Origin of the sequence: Rugamonas sp. (assembly GCF_025354735.1) — a bacterium.
GTDB lineage: Bacteria > Pseudomonadota > Gammaproteobacteria > Burkholderiales > Burkholderiaceae_D > Rugamonas.
In genome coordinates, this window is sequence record NZ_JANXMI010000247.1 from 1 (window position 1) to 16,331 (window position 16,331).

The 16,331-nt window shown below is 65.6% G+C and carries 15 protein-coding genes; 2 read left to right on the forward strand and 13 right to left on the reverse strand.

What is annotated here, in order from left to right:
* Nucleotides 1-302, forward strand: a 302-nt coding sequence (locus tag Q0S71_RS20515) for a YgjP-like metallopeptidase domain-containing protein (RefSeq protein ID WP_295999903.1), incomplete at its 5' end; no start/stop codon positions are given.
* Between the two features lie 10 nt (nucleotides 303-312).
* Here the strand turns inward: Q0S71_RS20515 and Q0S71_RS20520 are convergent.
* From Q0S71_RS20520 to Q0S71_RS20580, 13 genes are all read right to left on the reverse strand, one after another.
* On the reverse strand, nucleotides 313-741 hold the full coding sequence (locus Q0S71_RS20520) for an N-acetyltransferase (protein WP_295999904.1): 429 nt from the start codon (nucleotides 739-741) through the stop codon (nucleotides 313-315).
* Nucleotides 742-770: 29 nt separating this feature from the next.
* On the reverse strand, nucleotides 771-1,325 hold the full coding sequence (locus Q0S71_RS20525; protein WP_295999905.1) for a TIGR00730 family Rossman fold protein: 555 nt from the start codon (nucleotides 1,323-1,325) through the stop codon (nucleotides 771-773).
* Nucleotides 1,322-2,107 carry a hypothetical protein gene (locus Q0S71_RS20530; protein ID WP_295999906.1) on the reverse strand — a complete coding sequence of 262 codons (786 nt, stop codon included), beginning with the start codon at nucleotides 2,105-2,107 and terminating at the stop codon, nucleotides 1,322-1,324. The genes Q0S71_RS20525 and Q0S71_RS20530 overlap by 4 nt, the downstream gene beginning before the upstream one ends.
* Nucleotides 2,104-2,781, reverse strand: a complete 678-nt coding sequence (locus Q0S71_RS20535) for a TetR/AcrR family transcriptional regulator (protein WP_295999907.1) — start codon at nucleotides 2,779-2,781, stop codon at nucleotides 2,104-2,106. Before Q0S71_RS20535 ends, Q0S71_RS20530 begins: the two co-directional genes overlap by 4 nt.
* A gap of 80 nt (nucleotides 2,782-2,861) precedes the next feature.
* Nucleotides 2,862-3,248 (reverse strand): phasin family protein, encoded by a 387-nt coding sequence (locus Q0S71_RS20540; RefSeq protein ID WP_295999908.1) that lies wholly within the window; start codon nucleotides 3,246-3,248, stop codon nucleotides 2,862-2,864.
* A gap of 82 nt (nucleotides 3,249-3,330) precedes the next feature.
* Nucleotides 3,331-4,110 carry an ABC transporter substrate-binding protein gene (locus Q0S71_RS20545; RefSeq protein WP_295999909.1) on the reverse strand — a complete coding sequence of 260 codons (780 nt, stop codon included), beginning with the start codon at nucleotides 4,108-4,110 and terminating at the stop codon, nucleotides 3,331-3,333.
* A gap of 213 nt (nucleotides 4,111-4,323) precedes the next feature.
* A complete protein-coding gene (locus Q0S71_RS20550; protein ID WP_295999910.1) occupies nucleotides 4,324-7,956 on the reverse strand; it encodes an EAL domain-containing protein in 3,633 nt (1,210 codons plus the stop codon).
* A gap of 1 nt (nucleotide 7,957) precedes the next feature.
* Nucleotides 7,958-9,532 (reverse strand): PAS domain S-box protein, encoded by a 1,575-nt coding sequence (locus Q0S71_RS20555; protein ID WP_295999911.1) that lies wholly within the window; start codon nucleotides 9,530-9,532, stop codon nucleotides 7,958-7,960.
* 234 nt (nucleotides 9,533-9,766) lie between these two features.
* Nucleotides 9,767-10,738 carry an alpha/beta fold hydrolase gene (locus Q0S71_RS20560; RefSeq protein WP_295999912.1) on the reverse strand — a complete coding sequence of 324 codons (972 nt, stop codon included), beginning with the start codon at nucleotides 10,736-10,738 and terminating at the stop codon, nucleotides 9,767-9,769.
* 57 nt (nucleotides 10,739-10,795) lie between these two features.
* Nucleotides 10,796-11,641: a diguanylate cyclase gene (locus Q0S71_RS20565; protein WP_295999913.1), complete on the reverse strand. Its 846-nt coding sequence runs from the start codon at nucleotides 11,639-11,641 to the stop codon at nucleotides 10,796-10,798.
* 343 nt (nucleotides 11,642-11,984) lie between these two features.
* Entirely contained in the window at nucleotides 11,985-13,628 is a 1,644-nt protein-coding gene (locus Q0S71_RS20570) for a GMC family oxidoreductase (protein ID WP_295999914.1), read from the reverse strand.
* Nucleotides 13,628-14,149 (reverse strand): hypothetical protein, encoded by a 522-nt coding sequence (locus tag Q0S71_RS20575; protein ID WP_295999915.1) that lies wholly within the window; start codon nucleotides 14,147-14,149, stop codon nucleotides 13,628-13,630. Before Q0S71_RS20575 ends, Q0S71_RS20570 begins: the two co-directional genes overlap by 1 nt.
* A 146-nt stretch (nucleotides 14,150-14,295) precedes the next feature.
* Nucleotides 14,296-15,129, reverse strand: coding sequence for an RNA methyltransferase (locus Q0S71_RS20580; protein WP_295999916.1), 834 nt, complete (start codon nucleotides 15,127-15,129; stop codon nucleotides 14,296-14,298).
* 304 nt (nucleotides 15,130-15,433) lie between these two features.
* Between Q0S71_RS20580 and Q0S71_RS20585 the strand changes: the two genes are divergently transcribed.
* Nucleotides 15,434-16,331 (forward strand): tyrosine-type recombinase/integrase (locus tag Q0S71_RS20585; protein ID WP_295999917.1); only part of this gene is annotated, 898 nt, incomplete at its 3' end.

The following is a 16,331-nucleotide window of genomic DNA, read 5'->3' on the forward strand; positions in this document are numbered from 1 at the left end:
AGTACGACAGCAAGATCCACGTCATCAACCACGCGCTGGGCTTGCACACCTCGATCTCGCGCGTCCAGGGCGGCAAGCTCAAGGCCAAACACGAGATCCGCGTCGCGACCATGTTCAAGGAAGTGCCGCTGGAATTCCTGCGCATGATAACGGTCCACGAGCTGGCCCACGTGAAGGAAAAGCAGCACGACAAGGCCTTCTACAAGCTGTGCACCTATATGGAACCGAATTATCACCAGTACGAATTCGACCTGCGCCTGTACCTGACCCAGCTCGACGCCAGCGGCCAGCGCCTGTGGTGAGCAACGCCGGCTAGTCCAGCTTTTTGGTCAGCGCATAGCGCGCGCCGCCGGGCGGGAAATCGGCCAGGCGGCTGAAGATGGTGTAGCCGCACTTCTCGTAAAACGGCAGGGCCTGGAAACTCAGGGTTTCGACGAAGCTGTTCAGGCATCCGCGGCGGCGCCCCTCCTGCTCGGCCAGCGCCATCAACTCGCTGCCGTAGCCGTGGCCGCGCGCGCCTTCGTCCAGCCACACCACCTGGATTTGCAGCCAGCCCAGATAGCTCGCGCCAAGCAGGCCGCCGGCCAGCGCGCCCTCACCGTCGCGCACCGCCACCAGCAGATATTTCGGCGTCTCGCCATCCGTTTTCGATGCGTTGAAGTCGCCGAGTCCTTTGACCAGCGCCTGGATGTCGCCCGAGTCCGGCTTCTCCTCCAGCGTGATCCGATAGGATTTTTCCATGATTTTCCGATCAGGACATCAACGATGATTCAAATGGCGGCGGCGCCGGCTTCCTTCAGGCGCCGCAGCAGCGCTTCCGGCTGCGCCTCGGCCATCATCAGCGCCGCGTGCTGCGGACGGATGAAGCCCTGGCCGCTGGCGTGGCCGATGAAGTCCACCAGGCCGTCGTAAAAGCCGTCGACATTGAGCAGCGCGATCGGCTTGGCGTGGATGCCGAGCTGCGACCAGGTCAGCATCTCGAACAGTTCCTCCAGCGTCCCCATCCCGCCCGGCATGGCGATGAAGGCGTCGGCCAGCTGGGCCATCATGGCTTTGCGCTCGTGCATGTCCTTGACGATGAACTGGCGCGTCAGGCCGGTGTGGCCCACTTCCCGCTCGACCAGCGCGGTCGGGATCACGCCCGTCACCTCGCCGCCCAGGCGCAGCACTTCGTCGGCGATGATGCCCATCAGGCCGACGTTGCCGCCGCCGTAGACCAGGGCCAGATTGTCGGCCACCAGCGCGCGCGCCAGTTCGCGCGCCGCCTCCGCATAGCGCGACGTGACGCCGACGTTGGCGCCGCAATAGACACAAATCGATTTCATTGTTTTTCCAGTTCGTTCAATTCAAGCCGCGCCTCTTCGACGACCAGGCGCTCGGTCGCGTCGCGCGCCGCGCCGCCGGCGGCCTGGCGATACAGCTCCAGCACCCGCGCCAGTTGCCGTTTCCCGTCCAGCATCAGCAGGGCGCGCGCGTAGGCCACGCGGCCGACCGCCGATGCGGGATCGAGGCCCAGCGCCGTCTCGAAGTGGCCGTAGCAGGCGTCCTTCTTCACGCGGTAAGTCAGGCCGCCTATCATGGCGCCGACCTTGTCGATCACTTCGGCGTGATAGGCGCCGAGGGCGATGTGGGCGTCGGCGTGCTGCGGCGCCAGCGTCAGCGCCGCGTCCAGGCTGTGCCTGACCTTCGCGCCCAAGCCCTGCGCCAGCGCCTTGACCACCGAGATGCCCAGCGCGTAGCGGCCCAGCGCGTAGCCGTGCCAGTAAAATCCGGCCGGGTTGGCGGGACGTTCGAGCTGCTGGCGCTCGCACCGTTCGGCCACTTCTTCATAGACGGCGCAGCGCGTCTTTTCGCTCGTTTCCAGAAACAGCGCGTGGATGCAGGTGGCCTTGTGCGCCACCGCATAGCCTTCGACGCCGACGTCGAGCCCCAGCCGCGCCGCGCGCTCGAACTGTCCCGCGTGGAAGGCGATCCAGGCCTGCACCAGGCGCGCATCGGCGGGCCAGGCCTCGGTGTCGCCCAGGTGCAGCTGCGGCCACGCGGCCAGCAGCGACGCGGGCGTGTGGACGTAGGCCGGATCGGGATGCGGGAACGGCGTCCACGTCATGGCGCGCTCCGCGTGATCTTCTTCAGATATTCCTCGGACAGCTTCTGGAACAGCAAATGGGTTTCATTGCGCAGATAAGGGCCGATCTGCGACAGCACCTGGTAGCAGCCGCGCGCCAGCGCATCGGCCATCGACTGCTGCTCGGTGTACTTGCGCGGATTGCGCACGTATTCGTAGGACAGCCAGTAGGTCGCCACCACCACCATATTGGTGGCCATGGCGTCGATCGCGGTGTCGGACGCCTCCAGCGATTTTTCGCTGCGCAGGTCTTCGCACAGCTGCTTGGCGACCTTGATTTTGTGCGCGAGGATTTGCTTGAAGTGCAGCTCCAGCTTGCGGTTGCGCGACAGCAGATCGTTCAGGTCGCGGTAGAAAAAACGGTAACGCCAAATCAGTTCGAACATCAGGTGCAGATACAGCCACACGTCCTCGATGTTGGAGCGGCGCCCGTCCGGCACTTGCAGGATGCGCTCGATCTCGGCCTCGAACTGGACGAAGATCGAGTTGACGATATCGTCCTTGTTGCGGAAGTGGTAGTACAGATTGCCGGGCGAGATATTCATCTCCTCGGCGATCACGGTGGTGGTGATATTCGGTTCGCCGAATTCGTTGAACAGGCGCAGGGACAATTCCAGAATGCGTTCGCGGGTGCGGCGGGGAGCTTTTTGTAGCATAGCAGGAGGTCTCTCTTTATCTCCTGCCAGCATAACACCGATGCCGCCTACTGAGAAACACCGGGGCGCGCGCGCCGGCTTCACGGCGGCGGCGGCCCGGCCGCTTGCTCCGTCAATTCGGCCACCTGCCTGCTCAGTTCCTCGAGCCGCCGGTTCAGCGCCAGCACCTCCTCGCGCGTCGGCGCGCCCATCGAGGCCAACGCCCGCGCCACGCGCTCCTCGAACACCTGTTCCAGCTTGTCCCACGGTCGATCGGATTGATGGCCGATATCGTCGGCCTGGGCGCCAGCGCGCGCCTGCAGCTCGCTGCCGTCCCTGACCAGCTGCGAGAACGCGCGGCCGCCCTCCTCCTGCGCCTTGGCGAACGCGCCCAGGCCGGCCTGCCAGATCTGCCGCGCCGACGCGCGCACGGCGTCGGTCAGTTGCTGGTCGTCGCGCTGCGCCTGCGCATTGAGTTTTTTGGCCATGACCGACTCCCGTGCGAAAAAATCGTCAGCCCATTTTAGTCATCCAGCCTAGAGCCGGGATTCTAATGCGGCCGTCCGCATGCTAGCGCCGCTCCTCCACCGGCAGCATCGCCGCCGGCATCCACTTGCGCAGGATTTTCTGGTAACCGCCGTCGCGCTTGAGTTCACGCAGCGCCGCGTCCCACGCGGCGACGGTCTGCTCCGGCGTGCCGCGCGAGAAGGCAAAGTAGACGTTCTCGCTGCGCAGCCGCTGCACCACCTCGACATCGTCGCGCGCATAGCCGGCCTGCCGCAGCGCGTCCGCCGCGACTTCCTCGCCGTCGAACCACAGGTCGAAGCGCCGCATCATCAGCATCCGGGCCGCGGTCTCGGACGTGTTGGTTTCGTCGACCACGTTGAAGCCGGCGTCGCGCGCCAGCTCGATCACCACGCTGCCGCGCTGCGCACCGCCGCGCAGCTGATGCAGCGCCTCCGGGCCGAGTCCGCGCAATTGGGCGGCGCGGTCCCTGGGCGCGAAGACCGAAAGGTAGGCGACGAAGATAGGTCCGACGAAGGTCAGATATCTGGCCCGCTCCGGCGTGCGCACCATCGACAACAGCAGCACGTTCGGCGCCGTCTGCGACATGGTGTAGGCGCGCGCCCAGGGGATGATTTCAATGTCGTCGCTGCGGCCGATGCGGTGCTCGATGGCGGCCGCCAGTTCGACCGCCATGCCGTCGGGGCGGCCGTCGTGCTGGAAGCTGACAGGCCGGCTGTCCATGCCGAATATCTTCAGCTCGGCCGGCTGCGCCTGCGACGGCGCCTGCCAGCCCAGGGCCAGCGCGGCACACACCAGCAGCACGGGTCTGCGCATTGAAAACATGATCGTCCCTGCTCATGAAAAATGATCGTCATCGCCATGATAGTCCAGTACGGCGCGAAGGCGATTCCCGCATCGCGACGGCAGCCAAACGCCTTGATGATGATGAGCGGGCGAACGCAGGAACGGGGTCCGGCCCCGCTATCGTTTCGTGGCCGTGGTTGGCGCATCTGATGCGGGGTCCGCCCCCTGCGCCGGGCCGCGGCCTTGCCGGCTTCAGGCCGCGGCGGCGGCCGCGCCGGGGCCCGGCCCGTGCAGCTGCGCGTGCAGGCGGAAGCCTTCGCGGATATTGTCGCGCAAAACGGCGCCCTTCCACGGCTTGGTGTAGAAGCGGTCGATGGCGCCGTGGTTGATGGCGGCCATGATGGGCGTCAGGTCCGCGTACGCCGACAGCATGATGCGGAAGGTGTCCGGCGCCAGGTTCTTGACCCGCTCCATGAATTCCGTCCCGCTCATGAGCGGCATGCACTGGTCGCACAGGATCACTTGCACGCGGTGCCGCGCCAGCACGTCGAAGCCCTCGGCCGCCGTCTGCGCCGTCAGGATGCGGTAGCCGTCCTGCGACAAAAAGTCGGTCAGCACTTCGAGCATGAAGGCGTCGTCGTCGACGATGAGCAGGGTTTGCTGGTCGAGCACCGTCTCGTCGACCGGCGCCTGCAGGAATTTCCCCTCCCGCAGCATCATCTCGAATTCCTGCTCCGACACCGGGCGGCTGAAATAATAACCCTGCATCTCGTCGCAGCCGTGGCGCCGCAGATAGGCCAGTTGTGCATCCTTTTCGACGCCCTCGGCGATCACTTCGAGCTTCATGCTGTGCGCCATATTGATGATGGCCAGGACGATGGCCGCGTCGTCCGGGTTGCTGGTCACTTCGCGCACGAAGGCGATGTCGATTTTCAGCTTGTCGATGGGGAAGCGCTTCAGGTAGGCCAGGCTGGAATAGCCGGTGCCGAAATCGTCTATCGATATCTGGATGCCCAGCGCCTTGAGGTTTTGCAGCACGGTGATGGTTTCTTCGGCGTTCGACATCAGCGAACTTTCCGTCAGCTCCAGTTCCAGCAGCTCGGGCGCGATGTCGTGCTCGCGGATGGCCTTCAGCACCTCCTCCTCCAGGCCGCCGACGAAGAACTGGATGCCCGACACGTTGACCGACAGATGCACGGCGCCGACGCCCGACTTGCCCCACTGGCTGATCTTGCGGCAGGCCTCGTTGAGCACCCAGGTGCCGACCCGCACGATCAATCCGGTCTCCTCCAGGATCGGGATGAACAGCGCCGGCGACACCATGCCGTGGCCGGGGCGCTTCCAGCGGATCAGCGCCTCGGCGCCGCTGATGCGGCCCGAGCCGATGTGGACTTTCGGCTGGAAGAACAGCACGAACTCGTTGTTGTCGATGGCGCGCCGCAGCGCGTTTTCCAGGTCCAGCCGCGCCAGCGACTGGGCGTTCATTTCGGCGGTGAAGAAGCGGAAGGCGTCGCGCCCGGCCTCCTTGGCGCGGTACATGGCGGTGTCGGCGTACTGGATCAGGGTGTCGGCGTCGGTGCCGTCGTCGGGATAGACGGAGATGCCGATGCTGGCCGTGACGGTCACTTCGTGGCCCTTCAGATCGAAGGGCTTGCGCAACGCTTCGCGGATCTTGTCGACCACGGCGACGGCGTTTTGCGCGCCCTCGGGCAGCATCAGGATGGCGGCGAATTCGTCGCCGCCGAAACGGCCGATGGTGTCGCGCACGCGCAGGCAGTCGACCAGGCGGCTGGAAAACTGGCGCAGCAATTCGTCGCCGATGGTGTGGCCCAGCGTGTCGTTGACGTTTTTAAAGCGGTCGACGTCGAGGAACAGCACCGCCAGCGCCCAGTGGTGCTCGCCGGCCTGGCGCAGCGAGTGGCTCAGCGACTCGTAGAACTGGCTGCGGTTGGGCAGGCCGGTCAGCGTGTCGAAGTGGGCCAGCTTGAGCAGGCGCTGCTCGGCCTCCTTGCGTTCGGTGATGTCGCGCGCCACGGCCACCAAAATCCAGCTCTGGCCCGAGCGCAGCATGCGGCGCTGGACTTCGACGGCGATCGGCGCGCCGTCGCGGCGCTGCAGCAGCAGCTCGGCCATCGCGCCGCTCTGGTCGCCGGCCAGCAGCTTGTCGTACAAGTCTTCCAGGCGATTGAGGTCGCCGTCGATGGACTTGTTCGGCCCCACCTTCAAAAAATCGTCGCGCTCGTAGCCCAGCATGCGGCAGGCCGTGGCGTTGACGTCGACGAAGCACATGCCGGCGCGGTCGACCAGGAAGATGGCGTCGGCCGTGGCGTCCATGGCCAGGCGGAAGCGGCGCAGGTCCTCGTCGAGGCGGATGCGGGCGTTCATGTCCAGCGTCAGCTGCGCGTGGTGGCGCTTGATCTCGTCGTACAGCAGCAGGTTTTCGTAGGCCACCGAAATCTGCGCGGCCACGGTGGCGGCGACGCGCTCGTCGACTTCGGAAAATTCATCGGCGCCCAGCTTGTCGGCCAGGTACAACCAGCCGTGGGTGCGCTCGCGCGAGGCGATCGGCACGCCGAGGAAGGAGTGCACCAGCGGGTGGGTGGCCGGCAGGCCGATTTCCTGCGGGTCGCCGCCGAGGTTGTTGACCCGCACCGGCTGGCGCTGGTCGAGCAGGTTGCGCAGCACGCCGGCGCGCGGCGCCGACGCGATCAGGCGCGCGGCCTGGCCGGCGCCGCAGGAGGCGAAGTAACTGAGTTCGCTGGCGCCCGTTTCGAGCACGCCGATGCAGGCGTATTTGGAGACGCAGATGTTTTGCGCCACGCGGCAGCCGATTTCGATCAGCGCCATCGGATCGCGCTCGGCGCCCAGTTCGATGCCCAGTTCGATCAGCGCCGTCAGGCGCAGGCTGACCGACTGCAGGCTGGACAGGGAACGCGACAGCCGCTCCGTCATCAGCGACAGGTTTTCCGTCGGCGACTCGTCGCCCTCGTGGGCGATTTGCGTGATGAGCTGGCTGCTCGATTCCAGTTCGCCCAGGTATTCGGCGACCTTGTTGTCGATGCCGAGGAAGCGGCCCTGCGCCGGCGGGTCCGGCGCGAACGCCGGCATCAAATCCGTTTCCGTGCCGCGCCCGAGCGCCTCGTGCACGGTGCGCAGTATCACCTCCGGGTCCGACGGCTTCGGCAGCACCCAGCGCACGCCGCAGGACTGCGCCACGGCCATCGCCTCGCGCTCGCGGTAGGTGGCGGTGTAAAAGATGATGGGCACGTCGGCCGTGGCCGGATCGGCGTGCATGCGGGTGACGAATTCATAGCCGTCCATATTCGGCATCAGGATGTCGGAGATGACCAGGTCGGGCCGTTCGGCCAGCACCATCTTCAAGCCCTCGGCGCCGTTGGCCGCCTCCAGCAGGCGGTGGCCGCCGTAGCCGAGCAGGGTCATCAAAAATTCGCGGTTGAGCACATGGTCGTCCACGATCAGGATGGTGGCGATGTCATTTTTCTCCGGGGTGGACATCATCCCCGGTAAAAAAGACTCGATTTGCGTGACGAAGGAATCCGGTTCGATGGGCTTGCCGATGTAGCCGTCGAAGCCGGCCGCCAGCAGGCGCTCGCGGTCGCCGACCATGGCCAGCGCGGTCACGGCCAGCGCCGGGATGGCGCGCACGGCCGGATCGGCCTTCAGGGCGGCGACCACGCCGTAGCCGTCGAGCTTGGGCAGGTGGACGTCGCAGATGATCAGGTCCGGCAATTCGCGCCGGGCCGTCTTGACGCCTTCCTCGCCGTCGTGCGCCATCAGCGGCGTGTAGCCGAAAGCACGGAGCAGATAGACCATCAACTCCATGTTGGTGGGATTGTCTTCGATGATAAGGATGCGTGCGGACACGTTAGCGCTCCTGGTGATGACTGCCTGCGGGGCTGAACGCCCCGCCCTCGTTGCTGCCGCTCTGTGCCTTGCCGCCGGGCCGGCGCGGTGCGTCGAGCGGCAGCGCCAGCGTGAAAATGCTGCCGACCCCGAACTGGCTGTCGAATAAAATCTGGCCGCCCAGCAGCGCCGCCAGCTTCTGGCTCAGGTGCAGGCCCAGTCCGGTGCCCTCGAACTGGCGGGTAGTGCCGGAGTCGACCTGCGAAAACGCCTGGAACAGCAAATGCTGGCGCTCTTCCATGATGCCGACGCCGGTGTCGCTGACGCTGATGGTGACGCATTCGCTGCCGTCGAGGCGCGCGGTACTGAGCCGTACCGTCACTTCGCCGTGCTCGGTGAACTTGATGGCGTTGTTGAGCAGGTTCAGCAAGATCTGCTGCAGGGCGCGGCGCTCGCTCATGATGGCGATGTCGTGCGGCGTGCTGCGAAAGGCCAGCGTCAGATTCTTTTGCCGCGCCTGCGGCTTCAACATCAGCAGCACTTCATCGACCAGCTGGCTGCACTGCACCGGCTGCCAATCGAGTTCCATTTTACCGGCCTCGATGCGGGTCAGGTCGAGCAAGTCGTTAATCAGCGACAGCAGGTGGCGCGCGCTGCTCTGCACGGTGCGCAACTGCTTGTCCTGCTCGCCGTTCACCGGCCCCGGCAACTGCATCAGCAGCGTGCCGGTGAAGCCGAGGATGGCGTTCAGCGGCGTACGCAATTCGTGCGACATGGCGGCCAGGAAGCGGTCCTTGGCGGCGTTGGCGGCGGCCAGTTCGACGTTGCGCTCCTGTACCGCCAGCTCGATCCGCTTGCGCTCGCTGATGTCGCGGATGGCGCTCATGATGAGCATGCCCTCCTCGGTCGTGATGGGACTGAGGCTGATCTCGACCGGAAACTCGGCGCCGTTCTTGCGCAGGCCGTACAGCTCGCGCCCGCCGCCCATGGCCCGCGACGGCGGCGGGCGCTGCGCGAAATAGCCGCTGCGGTGGCCGACGTGGCCGTGCCGCAGCCGCTCCGGCATCAGCGATTCGAGCGCCGCGCCGCGCAGCTCGTCGCGCGCGTAGCCGAACAGGGCCTCGGCCTGGGTGTTGACGAGCACGATGCGGCCGCTGGCGTTGGCCATGATGATGGCGTCCGGCGTCGAATCGAGCAAGCCGCCGTAACGCGCTTCGATCAATTTCGCGTCGCGCAGCACTTTTAAATGCGTGACGTCTTTTTTACTCCACAATATGTACTGGACAGCGCCGTCGGCGCCGACGATGGCCTTGCTCGAACTGTCGATGTAGACCAGGGTGCCGTCCTTGGCGCGGCGCATCGATTCGTAATTGGCCTGGCCGTGTTCCAGCGTCTGGCGCACCACGGCGCGCTCGTCGTCGCCGAATTCGGCCGGCACGATCAGCTCGGCCAGCACGGCGCCCAGCGCCTCCTCCTCGCTGTAGCGGAACACCGACTGCGCGCCGCGCGTCCAGCACACCACGACGCCGTCGGGCGTCGTCACGATGACGGCGTCGGGAGTTTCGTTGAGGATCAGCGTCGCGAAGTCGATGGCCATCTTCGAACCTAATGTGGGACGCGTGCTCCACGCGCCGGGGGCGCAGCCGCGTCGACAGCGGTTGCGCCTGCGTTTCCGATTGCTGGACGGAGTATTAATAACATACAGCAACATGCGGCCGCAAAACTCTCGAAAACTCACCGATAGGCGGTTGGGCCATGTTTTATCGCGCTATCGATGAACCGGCCGGATTCCAGTCTACCGATACAAATGGTTGCTGTCCATGGCGGGTTCTTACAATCCGGCAGCATTTATTTCTTGCAAAATGCTAGCCAGTACGGCGGCCGACCGCCCCAGCGCGACGTGGCCGACGCCGCCCAGTTCCACATTGCGCGCGCCCGGCAGGCGGCACGATTCCTGCGGCGCGACGATGTTGTCGTGGTGCGAAAAAATGGACGTGATGGCGGCCCGGCGCGCCGCGTCCTCGGCGCCGGCCAGCTCGGCCAGCCAGCGGTGGCCGCGCCGCATCTGGCGCGCGTTGGCGCCCGGCCCCAGGCTGGCCAGGCCGGTGCCGTGGTGCGGCGTGCCCAGCGTAATCAGGCGCGCCAGCCGCGCGCCGCCGTGCCGCCGCAGCCACGCGCGCGCCACCAGCCCGCCCATGCTGTGGGCGACGATGACGACGCGGCCGGCGCCGGTCAGCGCCAGCAGGCGCTCGACGGCGGCCTGCACCTGCGGCACGTAGTCGTCGATGGCGCAGCCGGGCGGCTCCAGGTCGATGCCGTGGTGGGCGATGCCGGCCCGGCCCAGCACGGCGCTCAAGGGCGCCCAATAGCCGCTGTTGCAGGCGTAGCCGTGGATCAGCAGCACCGGCGGCCGGCGCGCTCCGGGATCGGCATCGAAGGCGGGAGCGGACCGCAAGCGCAGGCCGACGGGCTTGAGCATGTCGTAGGACGACGCCAGCATGGAGGCCCTGAATTCGCCCAGGAACAGGGCGGCGGCGCGGCGCGGACCGAGGCGGTGGGCCGGCGGCGTGGCGCTGCCGGCGCGCCAGCTGAGCAGAAAGTTATTGGCCGATATCAGCATCCTCACGAAGACCACGGCGGCCACGCCCAGCGCCACGTCGATGGCGCCCATCAGCGCCGACCCCGGCGCGGGTCCGAGCGCGGCGGCCCACGCCGGATGCCAGGCCCGGTGCAGCGCGACGGCCAGCGCCAGCGCGGCGCCCGCTTGCAGGGCCAGCAATAGTATCAGCAGGCGCCGTATCATGGATGCGGACCTTGATGGGTGGGTCGATGGCGCCCGCGCGACCGGTGGCGTCCAGTGTCAGGACGGCGCCGCGGGCTGTTCCCCCTGCGCTTGGGCGACCTTGTAGCAATTGCGTCCAGATGCTTTTCCTATATACATCGCGCCGTCGGCGCGCTCGATCAAACTGCCCAGCGTGTCCTCGGCGCCGGCGATGGCGATGCCGATGGTGACGGTGGGATGGACGATGGAATCCTTCAGTTTGATCGACAGCCGCCTGATCGCACGCAGCACGCGCTCGGCGGCGCTGTTCTCGGCCTTGATGTGACAGGGTAATACCATCAGCAACACAAATTCCTCGCCGCCGTAACGGTAGACCTGGTCATTATCGCGCAGCACGCGCTTGAGGGTGCAGGCGATTTTTTGAAGCACCACGTCGCCGCCCGCATGCCCGTGGCTATCATTGATTAACTTGAAATTGTCGACGTCGACCAGCATCGCGATTTCGACGCCGCCGCGCTGGCGCACGCATTTGCTCAGCGAATCGTAATCCTTCTCCATGCAATGCCTCATCGGCAGGCCGGTCAGCGCGTCGACCTGGGACTTTTTGCTGACGGCCAGGCTTTTGAAAAAAGCCAGCTGGTCGATCAAATCGCGCTGCGAGTCTTCAAACAGCTGAAAATCTTCCACGGCCGCCGGCCGCCCGGCCAGCAGATGCTCGCAGATCGTCCTGACGGCATTGTGCATTTGCCGGTGCTCCCGTTCCAGACGATCGCTACGCTCGTCATGCAGGGCGGAAAAAATCTGGCGGTCGGCAAGGAACCATTGCCCGAACTTGCACAGCCTGTGCGCCTCGGCGTTCATCACGTCGGTGCCGGGCTGCACATGCAACACGGCGCAACGCAAAATCCTGCGCGACCACTCCATATGCGCTGCGTGGCGGCGTCCAGCGACGCCACGAACGAGTCCAGATCGATTTCATTCGGCATAGTCCATCCTCGCCTAGAACGGCAGCGGGCAGCGGGCATGGTTGCCACGCTTGCCTTGCCCAAGCCACCATGGTGCCACCACCGGATGGGAACCAGCGCAATTATTTGCACGGCGCTGGCAATTTCGTCCGAGCCGGGGGCGTTTCAAGCGATAGAACAACATATTTTACTGAACCGGCAATATTCCCGCTCACTTCCCGCTCACTTCCCGCCCACGGCGCGAGCGCGCTTGAACTCCAGCCCCGCCCCGGGAAAACAGGGCCGGCCGCGCACGCTGGCGCTCAAGCCGGCGCCGGCCGGCCGCCCAGCTGCCGGGCCAGCGCGCTGGCCATGCGCGCCGTGATGGCGTAGATCGACAACTGGGGATTGGCGCCTATCGACGTCGGGAACAGCGAACCGTCGTGCACCGACAGATTCTCCACGCCGTGGTAGCGGCCGTCCGGCGCCGTCACGCCGTGGCGCTCGTCGCCGGCCATGGCGCAGCCGCCCATCACGTGGGCCGAGACGATACGGGTGGCGAGGATTTTATACGGCAGCGCGTTGATGCCCGCGCTGGCCTCGCGCCACGTGCGGTAGACGCCGGCCTGCTCGTGCACCGGCGTCACCGACCGCGCGCCGGCGGCGAACTGGATCTCGGCCATGCTGAGCAGGCCGCGCCGCACGCCGTCCCACAGATAAGGGCTGATCGCATAGTCGAGCACCGGCGCGCCGGCGCTGTCGATGGCGACGCTGCCGCCGGGCGCGTCGGCGTGGAAGCCGTCGCGCAGCAGCGCCAGCATGGCCTGGATGTGCGGGAACTGGCGCATCAGCGCCGCGTGCTGCGCGCCGAAACCGGCCATCGTCGTCGACAGCAGCAGCGGATGCAGCGGCGGCACTTCCAGCTTGTAGCCGACGGCGCCGTCGATGGCCTGGGTCTGCAAAAAATGGTCGGAGTAGATCGACTGCGGCGCGCCGGCGTAGCCGTCCACGCGCTGCTCGAACAGGCCGGCCGAGATCACGGTCGGATGCAAAAAAGTGCGCTTGCCGAGCAGCCCATGCGGGTCGGGCGCGGCCGAGCGCAGCAGCAGCGCCGGCGTGTTGATCGCGCCGCCGGACAGCACGAAATGGCGCGCCCGCAGCGTGACGCGGCGGCCGTTGGTCTCCAGGCCGTCGGCCTGCAAGGCCGCGCATTGCAGCTGCTCGACGCGGCCGCCCTTGAAGATCAGGCGCTCGGCGCGCAGGCGCGTCAGCAGCGTGGCGCCGTGCGTCAGCGCCGCCGGGATGGTGGTCACCAGCATCGACTGCTTGGCGTTGGTGGGACAGCCCATGCCGCAGTAGCCGAGGTTCCAGCAGCCTTTGACGTTGCGGTGGATGACGGCGGTCAGCACGCCGAGCTTGGCCGCGCCGCGCCGAAGCAGCTCGTTGTTTTGATTAGGCGGGACGGCCCATTCGACGATGTCGAGGCGCTGCTCCATCATGCCGAACCACGGCGCCAGCGCCTCGGGTGTGTAATCGCCCAGGCCATGGTGGCGCTGCCAGAACGCCAGCGTGGACGGCGGCGTGCGGAAGCTGGTGGTCCAGTTGACGGTGGTGCTGCCGCCGACGGTGCGGCCCTGCAGGATGTTGATGGCCTTGTCGCGCGTTTTGCGGGCCGCCGATTCCTGGTACAGGGCGGGATAGGCCTCGGCCTCGCGCATCTTGAAGTCGCGTGAGGACTTGAGCGCGCCCTCCTCGACGATGATGACGCGCAGTCCGGCCAGCGTGAGGATTTCGGCGCTGACGCCGCCGCCGGCGCCGCTGCCGACGATGACGACGTCGGCCTCGAGAGCGAAGTCGTCACCGATGCGCGTGCAGTCGGTGACGCGCCAGCCGGCGGCCAGGCCGGCCTGGATGGGATCGGGGATGGCGCCGCCGGCCGGCGCGATGGGGATGTTGGTATTGTTCATCAGCCCAGTTCCTTGAGCGGCCCTGGATAGCCGATGGCGGCCCACGTCGACGCATCGGCATACCAGCCGCCGAGGATCAGGTCGTGCATGGCCAGATAGGCGGTCCGCAGCAGCGCGAGACGGTGGCCGCGCCAGTTTTGCAAAAAGGCGTCGATGGCGGCTGGCGTGGCGCTGGACCAGCCGTCCGGCACACCGGCCAGGAAGCGGCGCGCCGGCGCCAGGGCCAGCAGGCCGAACAGGTCGTGCACCTCCTTTTGCGTCGCCAGCGGCAGGCCGGCGATGGCGCCCTGCACCCGCGTGGTGGCAGCCTCGATCGCGGCCGCGCGGGCGGCGGGGTCGGCCGGCAGCATGGTCGACAGCATCGAGGGGATGACGGCGGCCAGCACGGCTTTGGCCGGGCCGTCGAGCAGGTAGCGGCGCGGCGCCGCGGCGCCGTTCACGCCGCGATAGATGGCGCCCCCGGCCGCGAGCGTGAGCGCGCCGAGTACGCCGATCTTCAGGAAAGATCTGCGGGTAGTCATGTCTCCATCCGTGTTTTATTTTTTTGTAGTGTACGGCAAAGACGGGAGGCGGCCGGCGGCAAAAAGTAGAGCGCCGCGTCTAGCGGACCGCGGAACGGCCGCCGGACGTGGCTGACCGCGACGCGGCCCGCGCCGGCACCGGCCCCTCACTGGCCGGCTTTGCGCCCGGCCACCATCTGGCGGGCGATGCCGCGCAGGATGTTGACCTCTTCCTGCTCCAGCTGGGCGCGCGCGAACATGCGCTTCAGGCGCGGCATCAGCTTGCGCGGGTTGCCGGCGTCGAGGAAGCCGATCTCGACCAGCGACTGTTCCAGATGCGTGTACATGCCCTCGATCTGCTCGACGTTGGCGGCCACGCCGTGGAAGCCGATGTCGGCGCAGGCCGTGCCGTGCGTGGCCCCGGCCCCGCCGCCGCCACCGACACCGGCGGCCCCGGGCGCGGTGGGCGCGGCGCAGTCCAGCGCCAGCGCCGCCATCCGGCATTCATAGGCGAGCACCTGCGCCGCCTGCGACAGGTTGAGCGAGGAGTAATCGGGATTGGCCGGGATGTTGATGAGCACATTGCATTTTTCAACGATGTCGTTGGGCAGGCCGAAACGCTCGTTGCCAAAAATCAGAGCCGCATGCAATTCGCCGTGCGCGGCCAGCTGGCTGGCGACGTCGCGCGGCGTCGTCACCGGCGGCGAAAATTCGCGCAGCCGCGCCGACACGGCCGCCGCGTAATTGATGCCTTGCAGCGCCTCGGCCATGGTCCCGACGATGCGGGCGCCGGCCAGGATGTCGCCGGCGCCGCTGGCGAAGGCCACCGCCTCCGGGTCTTGCAGGGCGCCGTCGAAGCGCGGCGACACCAGCACCAGCTCGTGAAATCCCATGGTTTTCATGGCCCGCGCAACGGCGCCGATATTGCCTGCGCGGCTGGTCTGGACCAGAATAAATCGCAGCCGTTTGAAAAGAGACGTGTTGATTTCGGGCAGGTTCATTTAAATGGGCAATCGTCCAGCATCGTTAAACAAGGGATTGCGGCATGTCGCCGCTACTCTGCCCTACTGCCCCGAATTTTAACCTGTCCGCGCATTCGAAGCCCACATCGCCTCAATAAACATTGCCTTTTTATCAATTTTATATTGATATTTTGATAACATCAGTGCACCCTGTTTGACCTCCGCAATACTGTTTTTGCACACGCTCCCAGACGCTGTTTTGCACGCTTTTTGCACACGCTCTATAGGAGGATTTGCGCATTTTTTGCGCAGTGCCAGTATTGCGTTAACACAGGAGTTAATGATGGGGTTAGTGCAGCGCAACGGCATCTGGCAATGGCGCAAAATGATCGACGGCGTCATGCTCAACCGTTCGACAAAGACGGATGACAAAGCTCTGGCGACCAAAATCGCTCGCAAGTGGGATCACGAAGCCGTGCAACAAATCCGTGTGTTGGGCGAACGACCTGTAATGCTGTATGAAGCAATTGACGGCTTTCTGGCTGTACGCAAGCACAGCAGAGGCTACGGCGTGGCCGAGGTGCAAATGCGGCACTGGAAAGCCCTAATGCCCGACGGACCAATGAAGTCGATCCAGAAACATCAAGTGCAAGCCGCCGTCCAGCACATGATTACCCTTGGCCGGGCACAAAATACCGTGGCGCTTTTCATCACTTACTGGAACGCACTGGTCAATTATTGCATCGAAAAGCGGCTATCTCCCGGCCCTAAATTGGACCGCATCAAGCCAGCATTGACCCGCTTCCGCGTGATCACGCTTGAGGAAGAAGCTGCAATCCTGGCGCTGCTCTCGCCAAATATCAAATACAAGGGCAAGAACGCCACCACGGATAGGTGCCGGCAGGACAACCACGATCTTATAGTATGCCTGTCGCATTTAGCTGCTCGCATCACCGAAGCCAGCAACTTGCAGTGGTCGGACATAAACTTCGAGAACAACACGATCCTTGTCCGTCGCCTGAAAAATGGCAACGATACACTCGCTCTGATGTCTAAAGCGTTACGAGCCGTCATGGAACGTCGCTACCCAGCACGGATCAACAACTTCGTATTCCCGACTAAGTGCGGCGACAAAAACGGCCTGTCGTCATGGCTGAGATATCTGGTAAAGCGTGCTGGCATATCCGAAGAAGGCGGCAAAATCACGAGCCACACATTACGGCATACGACAGCGACCCGCC